The following is an 18869-nucleotide window of genomic DNA, read 5'->3' on the forward strand; positions in this document are numbered from 1 at the left end:
CAGCTACCTGAAAGGGGGGCACGAAGCCCCTGTGCTTCAGCCGGGGGTGCTGACCCTTAACTCAGTTTACTCCTGATGTAAACATCCAGCCACTTGCCTTGGGGGGCGATGATGTTTTTCTTAAAAAGAGTTTAACATGGAGTGAAAATATAGTTAAGATTTGTTGATGTGCCAGTTAAGTTTATAAATCCAACTAATTACTGATGCCAACTCCTTCATCGACTTTATCGCGTCCACAAAATCTGTCATCCTTGCCGTTGTCTTCAGCTTCCGGTAAAATCGACAAGATGCCGTCTATATATAGTGTTGATCAGCAAGTGAAGTTTTTGCATCTTCAGGCTGAGGTGGACACTCTGCTGCTAGAATTACAAACTCTCAAGCAAATGCGATCGCTTGGTCCCACCGACCCGAAAAATTAGGCCCAATCCCGCCAGGGGGCCAATAATCAGCAATCAGAAATTAGCGATCGCGATCGCAGACGGTGTGCTATAAATGATCAGACTACACTTAACCGTCTGAGGGGTTGATTCAACTATTTGGAATCAGCCAGTCTTGGTTGAGGATTGCTCTCAATCTCAGGGTCAGGTAACTCCATCAAAAAAAACCGCTTAGGCGGGTTAATTGGCTGAGATACCATTACTGTAGGTTGGGAAAGTTGTCGGCTACCTTAGCAGTTAAAAAAGCACATTCATTCAGAAGCCAGGCACCAGTAATGGTGGCTTGGTTTTCCCTTAAAATTCATCTATGACCCTATCAATTGTAAAGTCTGAAGATTCATCGTCACGCCCCTCCGCAGTTCCCTCGGATTTGCGCTTGAGAGATATTATTAACACCCTTCCTAGTGATGTGTTTGTCCAGGACCGATACAAAGCTTGGATGACAGTAATCATTAACGTTTTCATGGTGGGTTTAGGATGGCTAGGAATAGCGATCGCTCCCTGGTTTCTCCTTCCGGTGTTGTGGGTATTTACAGGGACCGCCCTCACCGGATTTTTTGTGATCGGACATGACTGCGGACACCGCTCATTTTCTCGGAATGTTTGGGTAAATGATTGGGTAGGTCATATCCTGTTTCTGCCGATTATATATCCCTTTCACAGTTGGCGTATTGGTCACAACCAACACCATAAATACACTAACAGAATGGAGTTAGATAATGCTTGGCAACCCTGGCGTAAAGAAGAATACCAAAACGCTGGTAAATTCATGCAGGTGACTTATGACCTTTTCCGAGGTCGCGCCTGGTGGATTGGTTCCATTCTACACTGGGCAAGCATTCACTTTGACTGGACAAAATTTGAAGGTAAGCAGCGCCAACAGGTTAAGTTTTCCTCTCTGTTGGTCATCGGCGCGGCGGCGATCGCATTTCCGACTATGATTTTAACCATCGGAGTTTGGGGATTTGTCAAGTTTTGGGTCATTCCTTGGTTAGTCTTCCACTTCTGGATGAGTACCTTTACCCTACTTCATCACACCATCGCCGACATTCCCTTTAGAGAACCCGAACAATGGCACGAAGCCGAATCCCAACTATCAGGGACTGTTCACTGCAATTATCCCCGCTGGGTTGAGTTTCTCTGTCACGATATCAACGTTCATATTCCCCACCACGTCACCACCGCAATTCCCTGGTATAACCTCCGTACAGCCTACGCCAGTTTACAGGAAAATTGGGGTGAATATCTCTATCCTGAGTGTGATTTTTCCTGGGGTTTAATGAAGCAAGTTGTTGACCACTGCCATTTGTATGATGAGAATAACAATTATCAGTCAATCTCTGACTACAAAAAGAGTTTAGCGGTCATTGATAATTAATAATTAATAATTAATAATTAATAATTATTAATTGTAGGTGCGGGTTCTGGTGTAAGTTTCTTGACCTCCGCCTGAGAAACCCGGTTTCTTTGAGAAACCGGGTTTCTTGACTTCTTGACCTCTGTAAATCATCAACTCCCCAGGAGGATATGAATAAACCCGCCCCACCCTTTCGGCTGAGAAACGAGAAACCGGGTTTTTTGACCTCCGCCTGAGAAACCCGGTTTCTTTGAGAAACCGGGTTTCTTGACTTCTTGACCTCTGTAAATCATCAACTCCCCAGGAGGATATGAATAAACCCGCCCCACCCTTTCGGCTGAGAAACGAGAAACCGGGTTTTTTGACCTCCGCCTGAGAAACCCGGTTTCTTTGAGAAACCGGGTTTCTTGACCTCCGCGATAATAATTAATTATTAATTATTAATTATTAATTATTAATTGTAGAGGTTGGTCGTGATTGACAGAAATATCGAATTATGTTATGGCTATAGGGAGATAGATGTATAACCTCATAGCAATACCAGCTAAAGACATTCACTTATGTCAAGCCCCACCGTCAGCCGGAACTGGAAACCGATAATCAAAGAATTTGCCGCCGTTGTAGGTAAGCGGGGGGTGATTCAGCGACGGGAAGAACTCCTAGTTTATGAATGTGATGGACTAACCAGTTATCGCCAACGTCCCGCTTTGGTGGTCCTTCCCCGCACTACAGAAGAAGTCGCAGCAGCAGTGAAAATATGCGATCGCCATAATATACCCTGGGTAGCGCGAGGGGCGGGAACTGGACTATCAGGAGGTGCATTACCTGTAACTGATTGCGTGATGATTGTCACCGCCTTAATGCGCCAAATTCTGAAAGTAGACCTGGAAAACCAGCAGGTCGTCGTACAACCTGGCGTGATTAATAACTGGGTAACTCAAACCGTCAGCGGTTCAGGATTTTACTACGCCCCCGACCCCTCCAGCCAGATTATCTGTTCCATTGGTGGTAATGTCGCTGAAAATTCCGGTGGTGTTCACTGCTTGAAATATGGAGTCACCACTAACCACGTCCTCGGCTTAAAAATCGTTACCCCTGACGGGTCTATCGTCGATATAGGCGGTTCAATTCCCGAAATGCCAGGATATGACCTGACGGGTTTATTTGTGGGGTCAGAAGGGACCCTAGGCGTGGCTACCGAAATCACCCTCAGAATTCTTAAAGCCCCCGAATCGATTTGTGTGCTGTTGGCAGACTTTGCTACCATTGAAGAAGCTGGGCAATCGGTATCTGATATTATCGGGGCGGGGATTATTCCTGGTGGTATGGAAATTATGGATAATCTCAGTATTAATGCCGTGGAAGATGTCGTTAATACCGGATTATATCCCCGAGATGCTGGGGCGATTTTATTGGTGGAATTAGATGGTTTGCAGGTGGAGGTAGACCGCAATAAACAGCGGGTGGCAGAGATTTGTAAACAAAATGGCGCGCGGAATATTACTACCGCCAATGAACCCGAAAAACGCTTGAAAATGTGGAAGGGTCGGAAGGCGGCATTTGCGGCGGCGGGTCATATTAGCCCCGATTATTATGTCCAAGATGGGGTGATTCCTCGGACTCAGATGGCTTATGTATTGAAAGAAATTGCCGCTTTGAGCGAAAAGTATGGCTATCGCATTGCCAATGTCTTTCATGCGGGAGATGGGAATTTACATCCTTTGATTCTCTATGATAATTCGGTGGAAGGTGCGTTAGAAACCGTCGAAGAAATTGGCGGCGAAATTTTGAAAATCTGTGTTGATGTGGGGGGGAGTTTGTCCGGGGAACACGGTATTGGGGAAGATAAAAAGTGTTATATGAATCAGATGTTTAATGAACAGGATTTGGAAACTATGCAATGGGTGCGATCGGTTTTTAATTCTAAGGGTTTGGCTAATCCTGGTAAAATGTTCCCTACACCTCGCACCTGTGGAGAATCCGCTAAAGTTCAGAATGTTAAGAAGTTTGATGGGGCTGAGGTTTTTTAAGACCTAACACAATTTGGTTACTGTGTCAAGGCAACTTAACAAATCTTAACTATCGGCAAGGGTGGGACTCAACCGACCCGGATAATCATCTTCCCACCTATAGCTAATCTGGGAGGTTGCGCGATCGCCTGATCTGACCTAGGATAAAATCAGAATGCCCAACCTAGATAATCTCAATTAATTGCCTTTACCATGACTCATTCTGCCCCTGATGCTGATATCTGGCCGCAACTTCTCCAACAACTCCTAGATCATCAGTCCCTTTCCACCGACCAAGCCTCAATGTTAATGGAAGGATGGCTCAGTGAGTCTATCCCCCCTGTCTTATCCGGGGCGATTTTAGTGGCTCTGCAAACCAAAGGAGTATCTGGGGAAGAATTGGCGGGAATGGCGAAAGTATTACAAGCGCAGTCCCAATCAGGAAATTTACCCACCCCCGGCGCAGATGGTTTGAAATCTAAATTTTCCCTAATCGATACCTGTGGAACCGGGGGAGATGGGGCATCGACGTTTAATATTTCTACTGCTGTGGCGTTTGTGTGCGCCGCCGCCGGGGTTCCGGTAGCTAAACATGGGAATCGTTCGGCTTCGAGTAAAGTTGGCTCTGCGGACGTATTAGAGGGGTTAGGAGTGAATTTAGGAGCGCCCCTAGAAAAGGTGAGGGCGGCGGTTGAACAGGTGGGGATTACTTTCCTATTTGCACCGGGTTGGCATCCGGCTATGAAGGCGGTAGCGCCGTTACGTCGAACTCTGAAGGTGCGGACGGTATTTAATCTTTTGGGACCTTTGGTTAATCCTCTGCGTCCGGTAGGGCAAGTTATTGGGGTGTTTGATCCGAGTGTTTTGGATGCGATCGCCCAAGCCCTAGGACATCTTAACATAGAAAGGGCTATTGTCCTCCATGGACGGGAGGGTTTAGACGAGGCGGGTTTAGCGGATGGTACGGATTTAGCTATTCTATCTGAGGGTAAGGTAATGCGATCGCTCCTGAACCCAGAAGATTTAGGCATCAACGCGGCCCCTATTAGCGCCCTGAAGGGGGGAGAACTTGCCGACAATATGGAAATTTTAACCCAGGTGCTACAAGGGAAAGGAACGACCCCCCAACAAGATGCTGTGGCGCTCAATAGTTCCCTAGCTTTACAGGTGGCTGGAGTAGTTCCACTCCAGGAACATCACCAAGGCTATAGCCTGGCGCTGGATATCCTCCAAAGTGGGGCGGCGTGGTCGAAATTACAGGAGTTGATCAAGTTCCTGAACTAGCTTTAAATAAGGCGATCGCTCCTAAATGGTAGGTTTAAATGGTGCGATCGCTCCTAAATGGTAGGTTTAAATGGTGCGATCGCTCCTAAATGGTAGGTTTAAATGGTGCGATCGCTCCTCAATGGTAGGTTTAAATGGTGCGATCGCTTTGGGCAGGTTATCACCGAGAATTATGAGGATCCGACAGGCGTTTATAGACCTCCGACAGTAACCATTCCGAAACGACATTTTGAAAAGCATTGTCATTCATATAACGAGCGAAAATATTTTCATTTTGATCTACACGCTCGACAAAAAGAGACTCCACAATTTTCTCAAACAGTAAACCAAATTTATTCACCGAATTGACTTGGGCTGCTTGTTGCAGTGCTTCCGTGTTGACAGCCGCTTCAACAATTTGGTCAAAGAATAGTTGGTCAGCTTGATTAAAGTCAGTACCAAAGCGGTTATTCAAAACATCAATTAACTGTGACAGCTTCACAGAATTTTCCCGCAAAATTCCTGTGCCAACTGCTGGGTAGCCATCTTGAGGAATTGTCTCTCCTTTTTTTAGTTGAATTGAGCCTTCACTGTCATCCAGACTTCTTCCGTATAAACCGTAAAATGAACCAAAGTTCTCCGTTTAAACTCAAAAATAATCTCGTGAGGATCGCGATCTTGGCGATATTGTTGTTTCCCCTGTTCTACCGTTTGTCCGGTTAGGGGATTTTTCAGTTCTATGGTGACAATGGGGATACCATTGAGACTGAGGGTAATATCGAGTTTATTTCGATTTCTCGTGCTATATTGAAGTTGACGGGTAATCCCAAGTTGATTGGCTTGGTAGCAGCGTTCTAAGTCAGAATTGAGGCTGTGGGCAGCTTTAAAATAGGCAATTCGCAGCGTGCGACCATAGCATTTAAAACCGTGACGCAGGGTGTGCAGTGAACCGTAGGTATCCATCCATTTACACAGGTCGGTAATGATTTGATTACCCGTGTTTTCTCCGTGTAACGCTTCTAATTTTGCCCATGCTTTCGGTTGGGTTTGACGGATAAAGTTAAGGGCAATATCTGGGAAAATGGCTAGATTTTTGTCAAATGGGGTTATGGGTTTGATATAACCGTATGTTAGAAAATAGTCTTCTATCACTTCCTCGAAGGCTAGTTCTTTTTTTGGATCAACAAAATTGCTAGAGTTCATAGGTGAATTGCCTTTTAGATATAGGGCAAGATTTTTTGAACTTAATTGATTAAAAGATAAACGGGTTATACCAGTTGTTTGGCAATTTGTTCAATCACGAAGCAAAACTGAGCAAATTTTCCCTCTGCATTCTTTTGGGAATATAAGCCATTAGCAATTTCCTTGATGTCTGATTCATCTAATTCAGTATCGGGAGGGAATATGGCTTCATCAATAGCTGCCCTTCTTAAATCTATCAATCGCTCATGATTTAACACTAATTTTTCAATCGTTATTTGTGCCGCCGTGTCTTGATGATTTGTAGCTTCGACTTTCCCAGAATTATCAAACTTGAATCTGTCTTCACAATCCGACTCTAACGGTGTTACAAAATTGTCCAGTTCATACCAATTGTCTTTAGCGTGCGCTCCAAAAGGACATTTCTTGCTATTCTTCTTGCTTTTTTTGCTAGGTTGATTAACTTCATCATCTTGAGACTTATAATTTCTACCGGGATAAGCCGTTACAAGATTCAAATAGTTGACATCTTCATAATTTTTCTCGTCCCGACATATAGAATAAGGCTTGAGGTGTTCAATGTGGGAAGTATCTGTATCAATCAAGATACCTGTATAACAACATAGAAAGCCTTGCTCTCCCAGTAGATGATCTTTTAAATCCCTTTTGACATCGCTTGGCACGTCATTATAGTAGTCGCAACCCAGGCGATTTCCTTCTTGATCATATTGATTGTTAAACCAGGAACGTAATTTTTCAGGTTCTTGTTCTTTTTTGATGTATTTCATCTATTTACCTAATCGGCTGATCCGATCAATGCGAGTTTGCAGGCGTACCAATTCGGGAAATTCTCCTAATTGGCGGAGACTATTTATTTTTTCAGTTGCTTCTGAAAAATTCTTGTCAGCAATCAATGATTCAACGTCCTCTAATTTTTTCTGGGTGTCCATATCACGCTCAGGAGTTTCCATAAGAAAGCGTAAAATCCAATTACTATCCATACCCAAGGATTGGTCGGGAATATAGGGTTGTTTATCTTGGTCTAAAATAATAATATTTTCTGGTTTGACTTCTCCAATCATTTGCGGTGAATGAGTGGTGGCAATAAATTGGCAGTTGGGAAAGATTTCTGTCAGCTTATGGACAACCATGCGTTGCCACTGTGGATGTAAATGCAAGTCCAATTCGTCAATTAAGACAACGGCTTTTCCATCCTGTACAGGATTTTCGAGTTCGGGATTTGCCTGCAACAGCCGTTGTACTAGGTCAAGTATCAATGCTAAAATACCCCGTTCGCCGTCTGAAAGCTGATTAATATTTAGTGTTACCCCGTTTTTGTCAAGTAGCAAGGTTGGTTTTTTGTAGGTGTCCGAGGCTGGAACAGCACGAACATTATTACACCAATCTAAAAAGCAGGTGACGGCATCGTTTAAAGCATCAATGCGACCCTGGGTTAACTGAGGTTTTTCGTCTAAAAGTTCCTCTTGGACTAACCACCAATCTATAAATTCCCGAAGACGTAGCATTCTAGGAATGAGTGCGTCAACAAAAGCCGCAGATTGATTACCTAAACTTCGATTAGGATTTAAGTCTTGTTCTGTAACTATTGAGCGCCGGGTTGCACAATATACAACGAGGGGTTGATTTGGATCATCTTTTATAAGTCCTAAAATTTGGTAACCGTCAGGTTTAAGTTCCTGTTCATGGCGTTTTCCCCGGCTAACTTTACATCGAAAAGGGATTCCTGATATATCCACATTTATTTCAACCTTTAATTCAGTTTTGCCAATCATAATATCATCGATATTAAAATTAATCCGTCTCTCTTGACAATCTGTCAATTCAGGGAGGATTCTTGAGAAGGCAATCCGCAAGGCATCCAAGACACTAGATTTGCCGACTCCATTAATACCAACAATCAAGTTCATTCCTGGCTGAAATTCAAATTCTGCCTGTTCAAAGCCCCGAAAATTAGTGATTTTAAGATGGTTGATTTGCATAAGTTACTCCTTGAGTTTAACTAATTTTAAGTTGTCCGGTGACTGCTGCTGTTATCAATGAGGTGCGACGTTCTTGCAACAAATCCATCGTTTTTTTTGTAGCTATGCTAAGATTATCTAATTTTTTAGTTTTTTCCATCAAGTATTTACCGATTTTGTATTGTTCTTCTAATGGAGGAACAGGCAATAAAATTTGGAAAAATTCTTCAGGGTAAAGGCGTAAACGAGATATCCAAACACCTTTTGAATAACGAATTGCTTCTTCAGCAAAAATAGGAATCCTTACTAAATAATCTAAATAAACTGGATGATATTCTCCCTGTGGGCGATAAACATGATAAGAAGGACTGACAATACCAGGTTGAAAAGATACTCCCATTGCACCCATCCACGCCCACAGAGTATTAATTATTAAATCACCTGATTGGCAGACCTTATACCCTTCCATACTTTCAGCCTTAAACATATTTACATCTTTTTCTGACCGAGGTGTGATACCTGTTATATGAGAAACTGTTAGTAATTCTTCTTGTCCTGTAGTTGAACGATCATCTATTTCTTTAAATAACCATTTAGCAAACTCTACTTTCCAATGTTTAGGAATTTCTCCTATCCACTCAACACCAGAATCACGCATCGGAACATCAGGATTTAACCCACGAGTGACAGCATGGGTGATGAGGGCGCGACGTTTTTCGTCTAATAATTCCAATAATCGTTTTTTGGCTTCAATGAGTTGGTCGATTTTAGCCGTTTCTTTATCGAGATAATGTGCGATCGCTTTTTGTTCAGGCATGGGTGGAAGTAGAACAGGAAAATTGCCAAAAGCATTCCATGTAAGATGTTGCATGGTCGAGCCATGAGCTTTGTGTTCTAACTCTTTAATAAACCAACTAGCTAACCATACGAAATATTCCTCAAATACTAACTTTGTATTAATTTCTACCTTAAAAATATGTTGATTCAGCCAAGCATCTTCGCCCAACCATTTATAGACTCCTAGGGAAGCAGACCAAGAAATCAAAATATCTCCTTTATGAACTAAATATGCTTCTGAAATTTCTCCTTCATAGCGATTAAAATCAGCATTAGGATTAGATAAATTTTGAATTCTTAAAATAGGTTTTCCTTGAAAACTCCAATTATCAGGCTTAAAGGGATAACCATTAATATAATTACCTAAATATTTTACATAGCTCTTTTTCCATCCTAATGGCATAGAGCTGAGATCATGATAGTTAGTTGCAGTTTTAATAAAATTCATTTTTATACAGTAACCTCTCTCAACAACTTAATAATCTCCTGTTCCATCTGTTTAATGTCTGCATCGATTTCGGCTAATGGACGAGGCGGCGTGTACTTGTAAAAATAGCGATTGAAATTAATTTCATAAGCACTTTTAATTTTAGTGCCATCTGCCCAAGCATCAGAAACATGGGGTTCAACTTCCTCCAGAAAATAACGGGTGACTTCATCTTCTAGATTAACATTTTCAAAATCCCGCAGCTTTGAGTCTGGCTCATACATCAGTTCAATTTTTTTACCAGCCACTGGGAACCAACCCCAAACCCGGGCATAAGGTTCATCCTTAGCCTTCCGTTCTTTTAAAATCACGGGTTCTGCCTCCGGTTCTCGTTCGGTAAAAACATCTCGAAATAGCTTTTTTTCCGCCTTTTTCCAACGACTACCCCGCTGTTTTAATAAATCCTTCATTAACCGATCAAACTCATTCCAATCAGGACGAGGTTCGCGCCCTAATTGTTGCTCGATCGCCTGAACATCTTCTAATAAATGGGGAACCGCATCGAGAAAACGAAGTTTCCGGTCTATATCCATTTGATACAGTAAACGCAGGGGGCGTTCAATGGGAACTCGGTTATAACCGAAATCCTCATTGGCAAAAATTTTGCTAGTTTCTGTCTCTATAAAATTCCCATATTCCTGCACCACAATGGCGATATCTTCCTCACCCATATAACGGCGTTTATCCCCTAAACTCCGTCGCATCGGTTGCCAGCGGTGACGTGCATCAATCAGTTGAATTTTGCCTTGACGGTGTTTCTGCTTTCGGTTGGTGACAATCCAAAGATAAGTTCCAATACCCGTATTATAAAACATCTGTTCGGGTAAAGCGACGATCGCCTCTAACCAATCGCTTTCAATAATCCATTTGCGGATTTCACTTTCACCGCTTCCCGCACCCCCGGTAAATAAAGGAGAACCATTAAAGACGATCGCCAGACGAGAACCCTTTTTATCACTGTCTGGTTGATAGGGTTCAAATTTGCTAATCTGATGCTGTAAAAACAACAGGGAACCGTCATTAACCCTGGGCAAACCGGCCCCAAAACGTCCCGCAAAACCTAACTTTTCATGCTCTCGTTTTACCTCCTTTTGCTGTTTCTTCCAATACACACGAAAGGGAGGATTTGCCAAAAAATAATCAAAGGTTTCGCCGGAGTATTGATCGTCAGTTAGGGAGTCTCCAAACTGAATCGCGCTTTGTTCGTTGTCTTTGATCAATAAATCAGAAGCGGCGATCGCATAGGCCCGAGGATTAAAATCCTGCCCAAAAACCCAGAGTTGTGCTTCTTTGTTATTTTCTCGTAGATAGTTTTGCCCTTCCGATAACATCCCCCCCGTACCACAAGCCGGGTCGAGCAATCTACAAATAACGGGTTTTGTCAAAATATCATCATCCGGGTCAAATAAAATATCAACCATTAAGCGGATGACTTCTCGGGGCGTAAAGTGATCGCCTGCGGTTTCATTGGCGAGTTCATTAAAACGGCGGATTAAATCTTCAAAAATCGACCCCATTGCAATGTTATCCACCTGGTTCGGGTGTAAATTAACATCACAAAACTTGGAGACGACTAAATAAAGGATATTCGCCTCATTCATTTTTTCAATTTCGGCGGTGAACTCGAAGCGTTCAAAAATCTCCCGGATATTTTGGGAAAAACTATTGATATAGCTCACCAAATGTTGATCAAGGTTATTAGGATCGCCCTTGAGCTTTTCAAAGGTAAATTCAGAACGATTGTGAAAGCGTTGCCCTGCTGCTGTATCAAGCATGGAGTCAAGGGCTTTATCTTGGAGTCGATCCTTATATTGCTGATATTTATCTAAAACATTCTGTTTGGTGGGTGCAAGTACACAGTCAAAACGACGCAAAACTGTCATGGGTAACATGACCCGCTCATATTGTGGCGGTCGATAGGGTCCCCGCAACAGATCGGCAATTTGCCAAATGAAGTTAGAAAGTTGGTGATGATCTACGGTTGTGTTTTTGGGCTGGATCATCACTGTCTCCTCTGCGATCTTATGAATAACTCAATCTCTAATCTTTAAATAAAATTCAAACTCTAAACCTTAAAATTGTATAAAGGACATTTTATAAAACCCAGAGGGCGATTAACTCGGGCAGCGGGCCACCCATTGAGTCCGCCAGACTGAGAGCGATCGCCTTGAGTTTTTAGATATGATGATGGCAGATCACATAATCTGAAAAGCAATAGGGGATATCCTGAACTAGGTTAAATAGTAGCTTTAAATGGTGCGATCGCTCCAATTTACCGACTAACAGTTTATCATCGCATCCCTCTCCCCCCCTGAGATTCGGATTTAGGGAGAGGGTAATGTTTTAAGTCACTTCCCGGCTGTATCTACCACAGCAAATTATTATTATTAGAAAGCGATTCAACCTCCCGTTGAAGTTCATCAACAGATTGCTGAAGAAAATCAAAATTTTCTAGAGATATACCTCCTCCAGGCAGACTTTTAGAAGCCACTTCTTTTAAGCCATTCATACAGCGATTGATATCCACGACAAATTCACCACGAGTAGCCACACGACGGGGTCTAAAGGTGCCGTCCTGAAAGGCTCCCATGCAGCCATATTGACTCACGAATTGAATAGCTTTATAAGCTGGGTCATTAGGGCTAATCTCAAAGGATTGTTGATAGTCTACTCCTCTCAAAGTATCAGCATTTGGATAAGTAACCGCACTGGCAAATTCTGAGGGGTTGGCGGGAGGAAAACGCAGGTCATTTTTTAATCTATATTGTCCTTTCTGTTCCTGTGCATCGATAAAATCATTGATTTTAATTCCCAAACGTACATCAAAACATTGAGGGCGCTGATTATCCTTGCCTTCTCCATGCACGCCGATCACTTCTCCGCGATCATTGAAGACAGGACCACCACTCATACCCCTGGCTGTCTCAGCCGTATAACATAAATTATAATTGCCATTCGGATCAGCAGGGTCAAGAATTTGTTGAAGTTCTCCAGCTCTCAAAACACGGGTTCGATCTTGGGATGGGTTGCTTGGTAAAGGCCAACCTGAAACAAACACAGGTGTTCCAACTGTAGTTGTGTTGGCATCTCCAACCACTGCAACGGGATAATTGTTATTGCTTTGAAAACTGATTAAAGCTAAATCATAACCATCCACCGTTTTTTTCTGATGATTATATTTCCCAAAGTGGGTTACTGTATCCTTTGTGGTATCCTGTTGACCCAAATCAAGATAGGGGGGCAGCATATTTTCAACTTGATGTAAATCGCCATCGTGAGTCCGAATAGAATAATTATTACGATTTCGCACAACATGTTCATTGGTCAAAACATAGTAAGTTGCATTTCTGCGGGCTACAATTACGCCGGAACCAGCATCCCTGAACTCTGCACCCTCTGCAGCACTTTGTTCCAATTTTTGACGATTTTCGATTTGCCCACCCACAAAAACTGTGACCGCCCTAGCAATGGAGTTAATGTCATTTTCGGAATAATTAGCTGCTAGGATTATCGGTTCTCTCTGGTTTTCCCAGATGGGGGAAGGGGTACTGGCATCGCTGCGAATGGTACTGATAGCAAGACAAATACAGAGGCTGGCGATCGCAGCTATTACCATGGTTGGCAAATTTTTTAGATTCAGTTTAAACATGATGTTTTCCGTAATGTTTAAATCAGTTTATCCCCAGCAAATATTAAAAAACGTCTGGCTAATTAACTGGGGTAGAGCTTCGCCGTTGATTGACTTGTTGTTGTAAGGCATCAATCCTATTTTGCAAAGCAGCCACTTGGGATTTAGTTATCCCATGCGTTCCGCTGGTTGTTAGATTTTGCTCCAATGAATTCATGCAGGAACTCAGATAGACTGCTAGTTCAAAGCGAGTTAAGGCTCTATTGCCTCTAAAGGTTCCATCCGGGAAGGTGCTAAAGCAATCATAACGCTCAATTAGAGATTGTAAGGATTGAAAGAAGAAATCCGTAGGTTGAACATCAACAGGCAAATTTTGAGCCTGGGCTGGGGGGTTTGATGGTACAATTAGCAGCCCAAATACCGCTAGTACAACTACAAAAATTGCACCAAAGACAGCTAGTTTAAACTTGGATAATTGCGATCGCAGCATAATAGACAAGCCAAATAAGAACAGCAAAAAATCTGGATCAGCTCACATGGGAGCAAGATTCGGTTAAGGACTTCCCTGCTGTAATTCTCGTATAGACTCTTGGAGAGCTCTAACAGATTGTGCAAGTCGGTCTAAATCCTCTGGTGTGGCTAAATCGGACTGTGTACTATCTAGCTCTGATGTTTCTAATACCCTTTTGATAAAGCCTTCAAACCATTGAGCTACTTCACCTCGTCTGATTGCTCGATTACCACGAAATGTCAAATCAGGATAAGCGATCGGCATTCCTCGATCCGCTAAAGATTGAATCGCCATAAATGCCGAATCCGTGGGCTGAACATCCGATAATTGACTCACCGATGTAACATAAATTTGATCAGTGGTATGAAATTGAGTGTCCGGCTCGACCTCAGACTGTAGAGCTGAGATTGGGGCTATTGTGGCGAGAATAATTACCAACAAACTGGTCAGAACCGCTAAAAGTCCCAACCTAATATTCCAGTTGTTTTTAACCATAATTCCTGGGATGATGAATGGCTAACAGAAACTTAAATTTTCTCTGGTCATTGATTCTGAGGCATGGGTGTCGCAGGTAAAGAGGGCTGAGTCGGATCGGTGGAAAAGGGGCGACCAGTCGGCCTAGGTTCCAAGGGTCTCTGAAAGGCAGAAATTGGCACAGCCCAGCTCAAGGGCGACATATACTCATAGAGTTCCAGTGAGGGCAAAGTTCCATCGGTGAAACGAAATGTCTCAATTCCATGAATCGTGACCCTCCCACGTCCGTGAATCCCAATCAGTTCACCATCAGCATTCAAGACCGGCCCACCACTCATGCCTTCACTGGTGGCATTAGTATAGGCAAGCTGATAGCCACGTTGCAAGGTCGGACCCGATAACCGCATGGATAGATTTCCAGTTGTGAATTGAAAAGCTCTTAGTCCCCAATCATGGGTAATATGCAGACCACCATCATCTCGGGGTTGATAGTTGGGGAATCCTGCCACATAAATTGGTTTTCCAATCGAAATCTCTTCAGAATTCCCCAAAACTGCAACTTGATAATGGTTTGAGCTTGTAAACTCCACCACCGCCAAATCTAAGCCCTGCAAACCCGACATTGGCCGACGTCGCCCCAAATGGGTTTTACCATCGGGAGTCAAGATTTGATAGGTCTGATCTTGACTCCCGCTAACAACAACATGGTCGCAGGTGAGAACTTTATAGGTTCCCCCTTGGCGGTCAATGATTACCCCAGACCCACCTCCCTGATTTTTCAAAATTCTGACCGTCACCTGTTTGGCTACCTGGAGGACAGAACTTTCGACAGATGGTGATGCGGGGCGTAAAGGATTTTGAACCATAGACTCAGCTATCTGGTGGTCAAAGGCTCTCAACCCGGAAGTGTTTGCTAGGACCAGTCCTGCTGCAAGCAAGAACCCGACCCAAAATTGCCAAGATTGACGGTTAGATTTAGGCATCACAATCTTAAAAAATTAAGGGGATTTGGAGTTGATAAATTGACTAAAAAACTACGGGCGGATCATTGGGAGGACGCACAGGATCGGGAGTGGTTCCAGGGTTACTATGACCCCCACCTTGCCTTCTGGCTTCCTCTAACTCCCGCTCAACCAGTTCACCAAATCTGACAGTGGTTCGACGCACGCTTTCTTGACCCGGTGTTCCTTCGCCCATAGGATTAGCCCCCATCTTGAGAAAGTTACCCAGAAACTCACCCGCACTGCGACCAGGAGAAATAGTTACTAAGAGGTTATTCGGGTTGCAAATGGAACTGCTATTATTTACCCAACAGACGACATCATAGCCATTAACGTTTCCAGTCGTTAACAACAAATCTCTCAAAAGCCCTCCATTCTGAGCCACAGCACTGGTTAAACGTTGACTGACTATCTCACAGCGATTTTGGGGTGTATAGCCACCTGCTATAAAGGCTTGACTATTCCAGGTGATCAGAGGTTTACTTTCGTGTCCGGTACTAGCTACAGCAATGGTGGCATAACCGTTTCCGACTGGAATACATCGAAAGGTGGTATTGGCAACAGCCGGTTGACTGGTGAGAGCCACGGCTGCTGAGACGGTTACACCAGCCATTGATAAGTTTAGCAATATTTTGGCTTTAGACATTATCGTTTACTCCACAACGCAACTTCCCAATCCGATGGGTTTTCCTTCAGAGTCGGGAATTAATTTTTAGGTAGAATGCAATAGTCTATAAGAATCACACCATGCAAAAAAGTTCGCCTGAATACATAATTGGATTTGGATAGAGTTCCAAATCTCTATACCTGACTACACCTCATATCCTAGCATGACATAGCTTGAATACAATAGTCCTGATCAGTAAATTTATAAAATGTTACAAACCTTCATAGTTCTTGATAAGATTATCACATTCATTAAGAATCGTTGAATCAGCTTGTATGAACAGAAATATATTTAATCACAATTTGTGTTAATGTCTTCAACTGGGTTGTGGAGGTTCCCCCCCCAGTTGATCATCCTTATAAAAATGTCTTTACAGCAGGGAAATCACTTACTTAAAACATTACCCGCACCATAAACCCTTCTTCCCCCCGGGATAGGGACGAGGGAAATTATATTGCATGATGACTGAAAGGGTTGTAAGTTTATAATCATCTGATGTAATCGCTCACATCGACATACTAAAAAATCATAAATTGTAGCTTGGGAAACCCAACCTCAGCCTACAGATAATCACCCCACAGATAATCTGAAAAGCAATAGGGGATGTGTTTAACTAGGTTGAAATGGTGCGATCGCTCAAATTCACCCACTCCCAACTACTCCCCGCCGCCTCCCACCTCAACAACTTAGGCGTATTTACAACTCACCACAGCCAAAGTCGTCACCCTCCCAGACCGCCAAAAAAGTCAGGCGGTATCAGAAGATGCTACCTGAAATCGATAAACAGACAGAACTATTGGGAAAGGTTGGCCATAATCCGGTAAGGGTGTGGGCTTTACAAAATTTTGGATATCATTTTATAAGTTTCTTATATTTTGCTGTTACTATGACACATAGACCCTGATATGCAGCCCAGTCTACCCATATAGAACTGGTACCTATAGTTTAGGGAACCAAAAGCTCTCAAGGGTTCATGCCCTTTCTGGGTGAGTAGGAGACCTAAATATCTAGTCCCTAGTGGGCTGGAAGTGGGGGCTGGGTTTTTCTTTCTGACAATCTCGGTCAGTAGCTGCGGCTATGATGGATAACTCACCTAGACTGTTTTCGGATCTGTTTAACTTTTCTTCTCAGTTGCGATCGCTCAATACGAGCCATAACGCGGGTGACTAATTCCGGGCCAATAATTGGTTTAGTAATAAAATCATCTGCGCCAGCTTCAAAAACCCTTTGGATCATATCAGAACTTTGATGTCCAGTGACCACCAAAATTGGTAACTCTTCCCAAGCCGGGTCTTGTCGGACGACCTGACACAAATCCAAACCCGTATAGGTAGGCATTTGTACGTCTAAAATTAATAAATCCGGGAGAGTTTGGGTTAGGACTTGCCAAAATTGGTTAGGTTCTCTCAAGCAAATCAGATCAAATCCCCAGGGTTTGAGGATATTTCGCAAAACTTGCAAACAGATAGGATCATCTTCTACAATCAGAATCCGAGCATCTCGGCTGGGGGGTTTGGGGAGAACTTGGGCGATCGCTTCAAAAATGTATTGAGGCGTAACGGGTTTGTGCAAAAATCGTCTAGCCCCCAAACGCGCCGACATAATACGTTCCGACAGGTTATCCTCATAAGTAAAAATCAAAATAGGAATTTCCGGGAAACGTTGTCCGATGTTCTTGAGGAAATCAAATCCTGTCAAATCTTCCTCTGACAAATGGGGGTCTAATAAAATCGCATCAGGGAGAGTTTTGGTCAGCCACTGTCTAGCATTAGTCAAAGTGGAAACCGCTTCTATATTTAAGTTCCAAGCGCCAGCTTGACCTTGTAATTGTTCCGCTAAACTTCGATCAGCATCAATCAGCAAAATTTGATTAGATGAAGCACAAATGTGGCAATATATCGGTTGAGGAGACTGGTTAATTTCATTACATAATTCCCGGATTTTGTCTTGAATTATACTGATATTTTTATGTATAAAACATAAGCCATCATCATTTCTCAAGCAGTTTTCGATATCACGGGCTAATTCCGAACCTCGTTGATAGCCAAAAGAACCCAAACTTCCTGCCAAATTATGAGCAATTTCCTGAGCCTTTTTTTGGGAAATTTCCGAGATAGAATCATCCGAATAATTAATTAAAAACAGGTTTTCTAAAAAACTTACCTCTTCGCCAAAAGAATTTTGATATTTAGCCAAAACTTCCTCAAGATTATGGGTGGATTTCGGCATTAAGGATGTTGAATTATCCAGATATTTCCCCGAATAATCTTCCGTTTCTGGGGGGGGATTTAAGCGATATCCCAAGCCATAGACAGTGGCGATAATATCTCCCATCATCCCCGCATCTTTCAGGGTTCGGCGCAGGTCTTTAATTAAATTAGTGACCGCATATTCGCTAGGTTCATTATCAAAAGACCAGAGTTGGTCGATAATATCCTGACGGCTAAAAATCCGCTGTGGATTTTTCAGAAATAGCAAAAGTAAATTATAGGCTTTGGGCTTAATATCAACGGGTTGGTTATCATAATAAACCTGTGCAGAAGTTTCATTTACCTGCAACTTTTCCCAGGTCAATTGTAATGCTGATTGTGGTAAACTTTGCCTTCTTAATAAAGCCCTAATTCTCGCCAAAAGCTGAGACGGACTGCAAGGTTTAGAAACAAAATCATCAGCGCCAGCATCTAATCCGGTAATGATATCCTCATTAAGATTGCGTACAGTTAAAAGCAAAATCGGTTTGAGAAAACCTTGCTCGCGCAATTGACGACAAATTGCTGGTCCATTGATTCCGGGAAGCATCCAGTCAAGGATAATTAAATCATAATTCCATTCTAAAGCGAGTTCCAATCCGGTATGACCATCAACCGCCAAGTCAACAATATAGTGATAGGCTTTTAACTCGTCAATCAGAGGAATAATTGCATTTCTATCATCCTCAACAATTAAAATTTTCATGAACATCTCCTACTGATGCTATCAGAAACTCTCTAACCCTGACTAACAAGATAGGAAACCGGAT

The 18869-nt window shown here is 42.9% G+C and carries 16 protein-coding genes; 4 read left to right on the forward strand and 12 right to left on the reverse strand.

Annotated features, from left to right (window positions below):
* Positions 1-203 precede the first annotated feature (203 nt).
* The 4 genes from P5683_RS01980 (at position 204) to trpD (ending at position 5087) form a co-directional block, all read left to right on the forward strand.
* Positions 204-419: a hypothetical protein gene (locus tag P5683_RS01980; RefSeq protein ID WP_008055771.1), complete on the forward strand. Its 216-nt coding sequence runs from the start codon at positions 204-206 to the stop codon at positions 417-419.
* A 325-nt stretch (positions 420-744) separates the two neighbouring features.
* Positions 745-1815: a fatty acid desaturase gene (locus P5683_RS01985; RefSeq protein ID WP_315638539.1), complete on the forward strand. Its 1071-nt coding sequence runs from the start codon at positions 745-747 to the stop codon at positions 1813-1815.
* 539 nt (positions 1816-2354) lie between these two features.
* Entirely contained in the window at positions 2355-3824 is a 1470-nt protein-coding gene (glcD, locus tag P5683_RS01990) for a glycolate oxidase subunit GlcD (protein ID WP_006623002.1), read from the forward strand.
* Positions 3825-4016: 192 nt separating this feature from the next.
* On the forward strand, positions 4017-5087 hold the full coding sequence (gene trpD, locus P5683_RS01995) for an anthranilate phosphoribosyltransferase (protein WP_006623003.1): 1071 nt from the start codon (positions 4017-4019) through the stop codon (positions 5085-5087).
* A 160-nt stretch (positions 5088-5247) separates the two neighbouring features.
* On the opposite strand, the gene P5683_RS02000 is transcribed toward trpD, so the two are convergent.
* From P5683_RS02000 to P5683_RS02055, 12 genes are all read right to left on the reverse strand, one after another.
* Complete coding sequence (locus tag P5683_RS02000) at positions 5248-5583, reverse strand: hypothetical protein (protein ID WP_052584900.1); 336 nt, start codon at positions 5581-5583, stop codon at positions 5248-5250.
* A 53-nt stretch (positions 5584-5636) separates the two neighbouring features.
* Positions 5637-6269, reverse strand: coding sequence for a type I restriction endonuclease (locus P5683_RS02005; protein ID WP_006668305.1), 633 nt, complete (start codon positions 6267-6269; stop codon positions 5637-5639).
* 65 nt (positions 6270-6334) lie between these two features.
* Positions 6335-7054, reverse strand: coding sequence for a retron system putative HNH endonuclease (locus P5683_RS02010; protein ID WP_006668306.1), 720 nt, complete (start codon positions 7052-7054; stop codon positions 6335-6337).
* Complete coding sequence (locus P5683_RS02015) at positions 7055-8266, reverse strand: AAA family ATPase (RefSeq protein WP_006668307.1); 1212 nt, start codon at positions 8264-8266, stop codon at positions 7055-7057. It abuts the gene before it with no gap.
* A 16-nt stretch (positions 8267-8282) separates the two neighbouring features.
* The gene (locus P5683_RS02020) at positions 8283-9530 is read right to left on the reverse strand and encodes a restriction endonuclease subunit S (RefSeq protein WP_006668308.1); all 1248 of its coding nucleotides are present in this window, start codon (positions 9528-9530) and stop codon (positions 8283-8285) included.
* 2 nt (positions 9531-9532) lie between these two features.
* Positions 9533-11572, reverse strand: a complete 2040-nt coding sequence (locus P5683_RS02025; RefSeq protein ID WP_315638537.1) for a class I SAM-dependent DNA methyltransferase — start codon at positions 11570-11572, stop codon at positions 9533-9535.
* Between the two features lie 362 nt (positions 11573-11934).
* Entirely contained in the window at positions 11935-13218 is a 1284-nt protein-coding gene (locus tag P5683_RS02030) for a trypsin-like peptidase domain-containing protein (protein WP_315638536.1), read from the reverse strand.
* A 58-nt stretch (positions 13219-13276) separates the two neighbouring features.
* On the reverse strand, positions 13277-13714 hold the full coding sequence (locus tag P5683_RS02035; protein WP_228116422.1) for an S-layer homology domain-containing protein: 438 nt from the start codon (positions 13712-13714) through the stop codon (positions 13277-13279).
* Positions 13715-13750: 36 nt separating this feature from the next.
* Positions 13751-14203: an S-layer homology domain-containing protein gene (locus P5683_RS02040; RefSeq protein ID WP_006623011.1), complete on the reverse strand. Its 453-nt coding sequence runs from the start codon at positions 14201-14203 to the stop codon at positions 13751-13753.
* A gap of 47 nt (positions 14204-14250) precedes the next feature.
* Positions 14251-15165 (reverse strand): serine protease, encoded by a 915-nt coding sequence (locus P5683_RS02045; protein ID WP_006668311.1) that lies wholly within the window; start codon positions 15163-15165, stop codon positions 14251-14253.
* Between the two features lie 43 nt (positions 15166-15208).
* Complete coding sequence (locus P5683_RS02050; RefSeq protein ID WP_006668312.1) at positions 15209-15829, reverse strand: COP23 domain-containing protein; 621 nt, start codon at positions 15827-15829, stop codon at positions 15209-15211.
* Between the two features lie 1110 nt (positions 15830-16939).
* Complete coding sequence (locus tag P5683_RS02055) at positions 16940-18805, reverse strand: response regulator (protein WP_006623015.1); 1866 nt, start codon at positions 18803-18805, stop codon at positions 16940-16942.
* Positions 18806-18869: the final 64 nt, after the last annotated feature.

It is taken from the genome of Limnospira sp. PMC 1279.21 (assembly GCF_032349615.1).
In the GTDB taxonomy this organism is placed as follows: Bacteria; Cyanobacteriota; Cyanobacteriia; order Cyanobacteriales; family Microcoleaceae; genus Limnospira; species Limnospira fusiformis.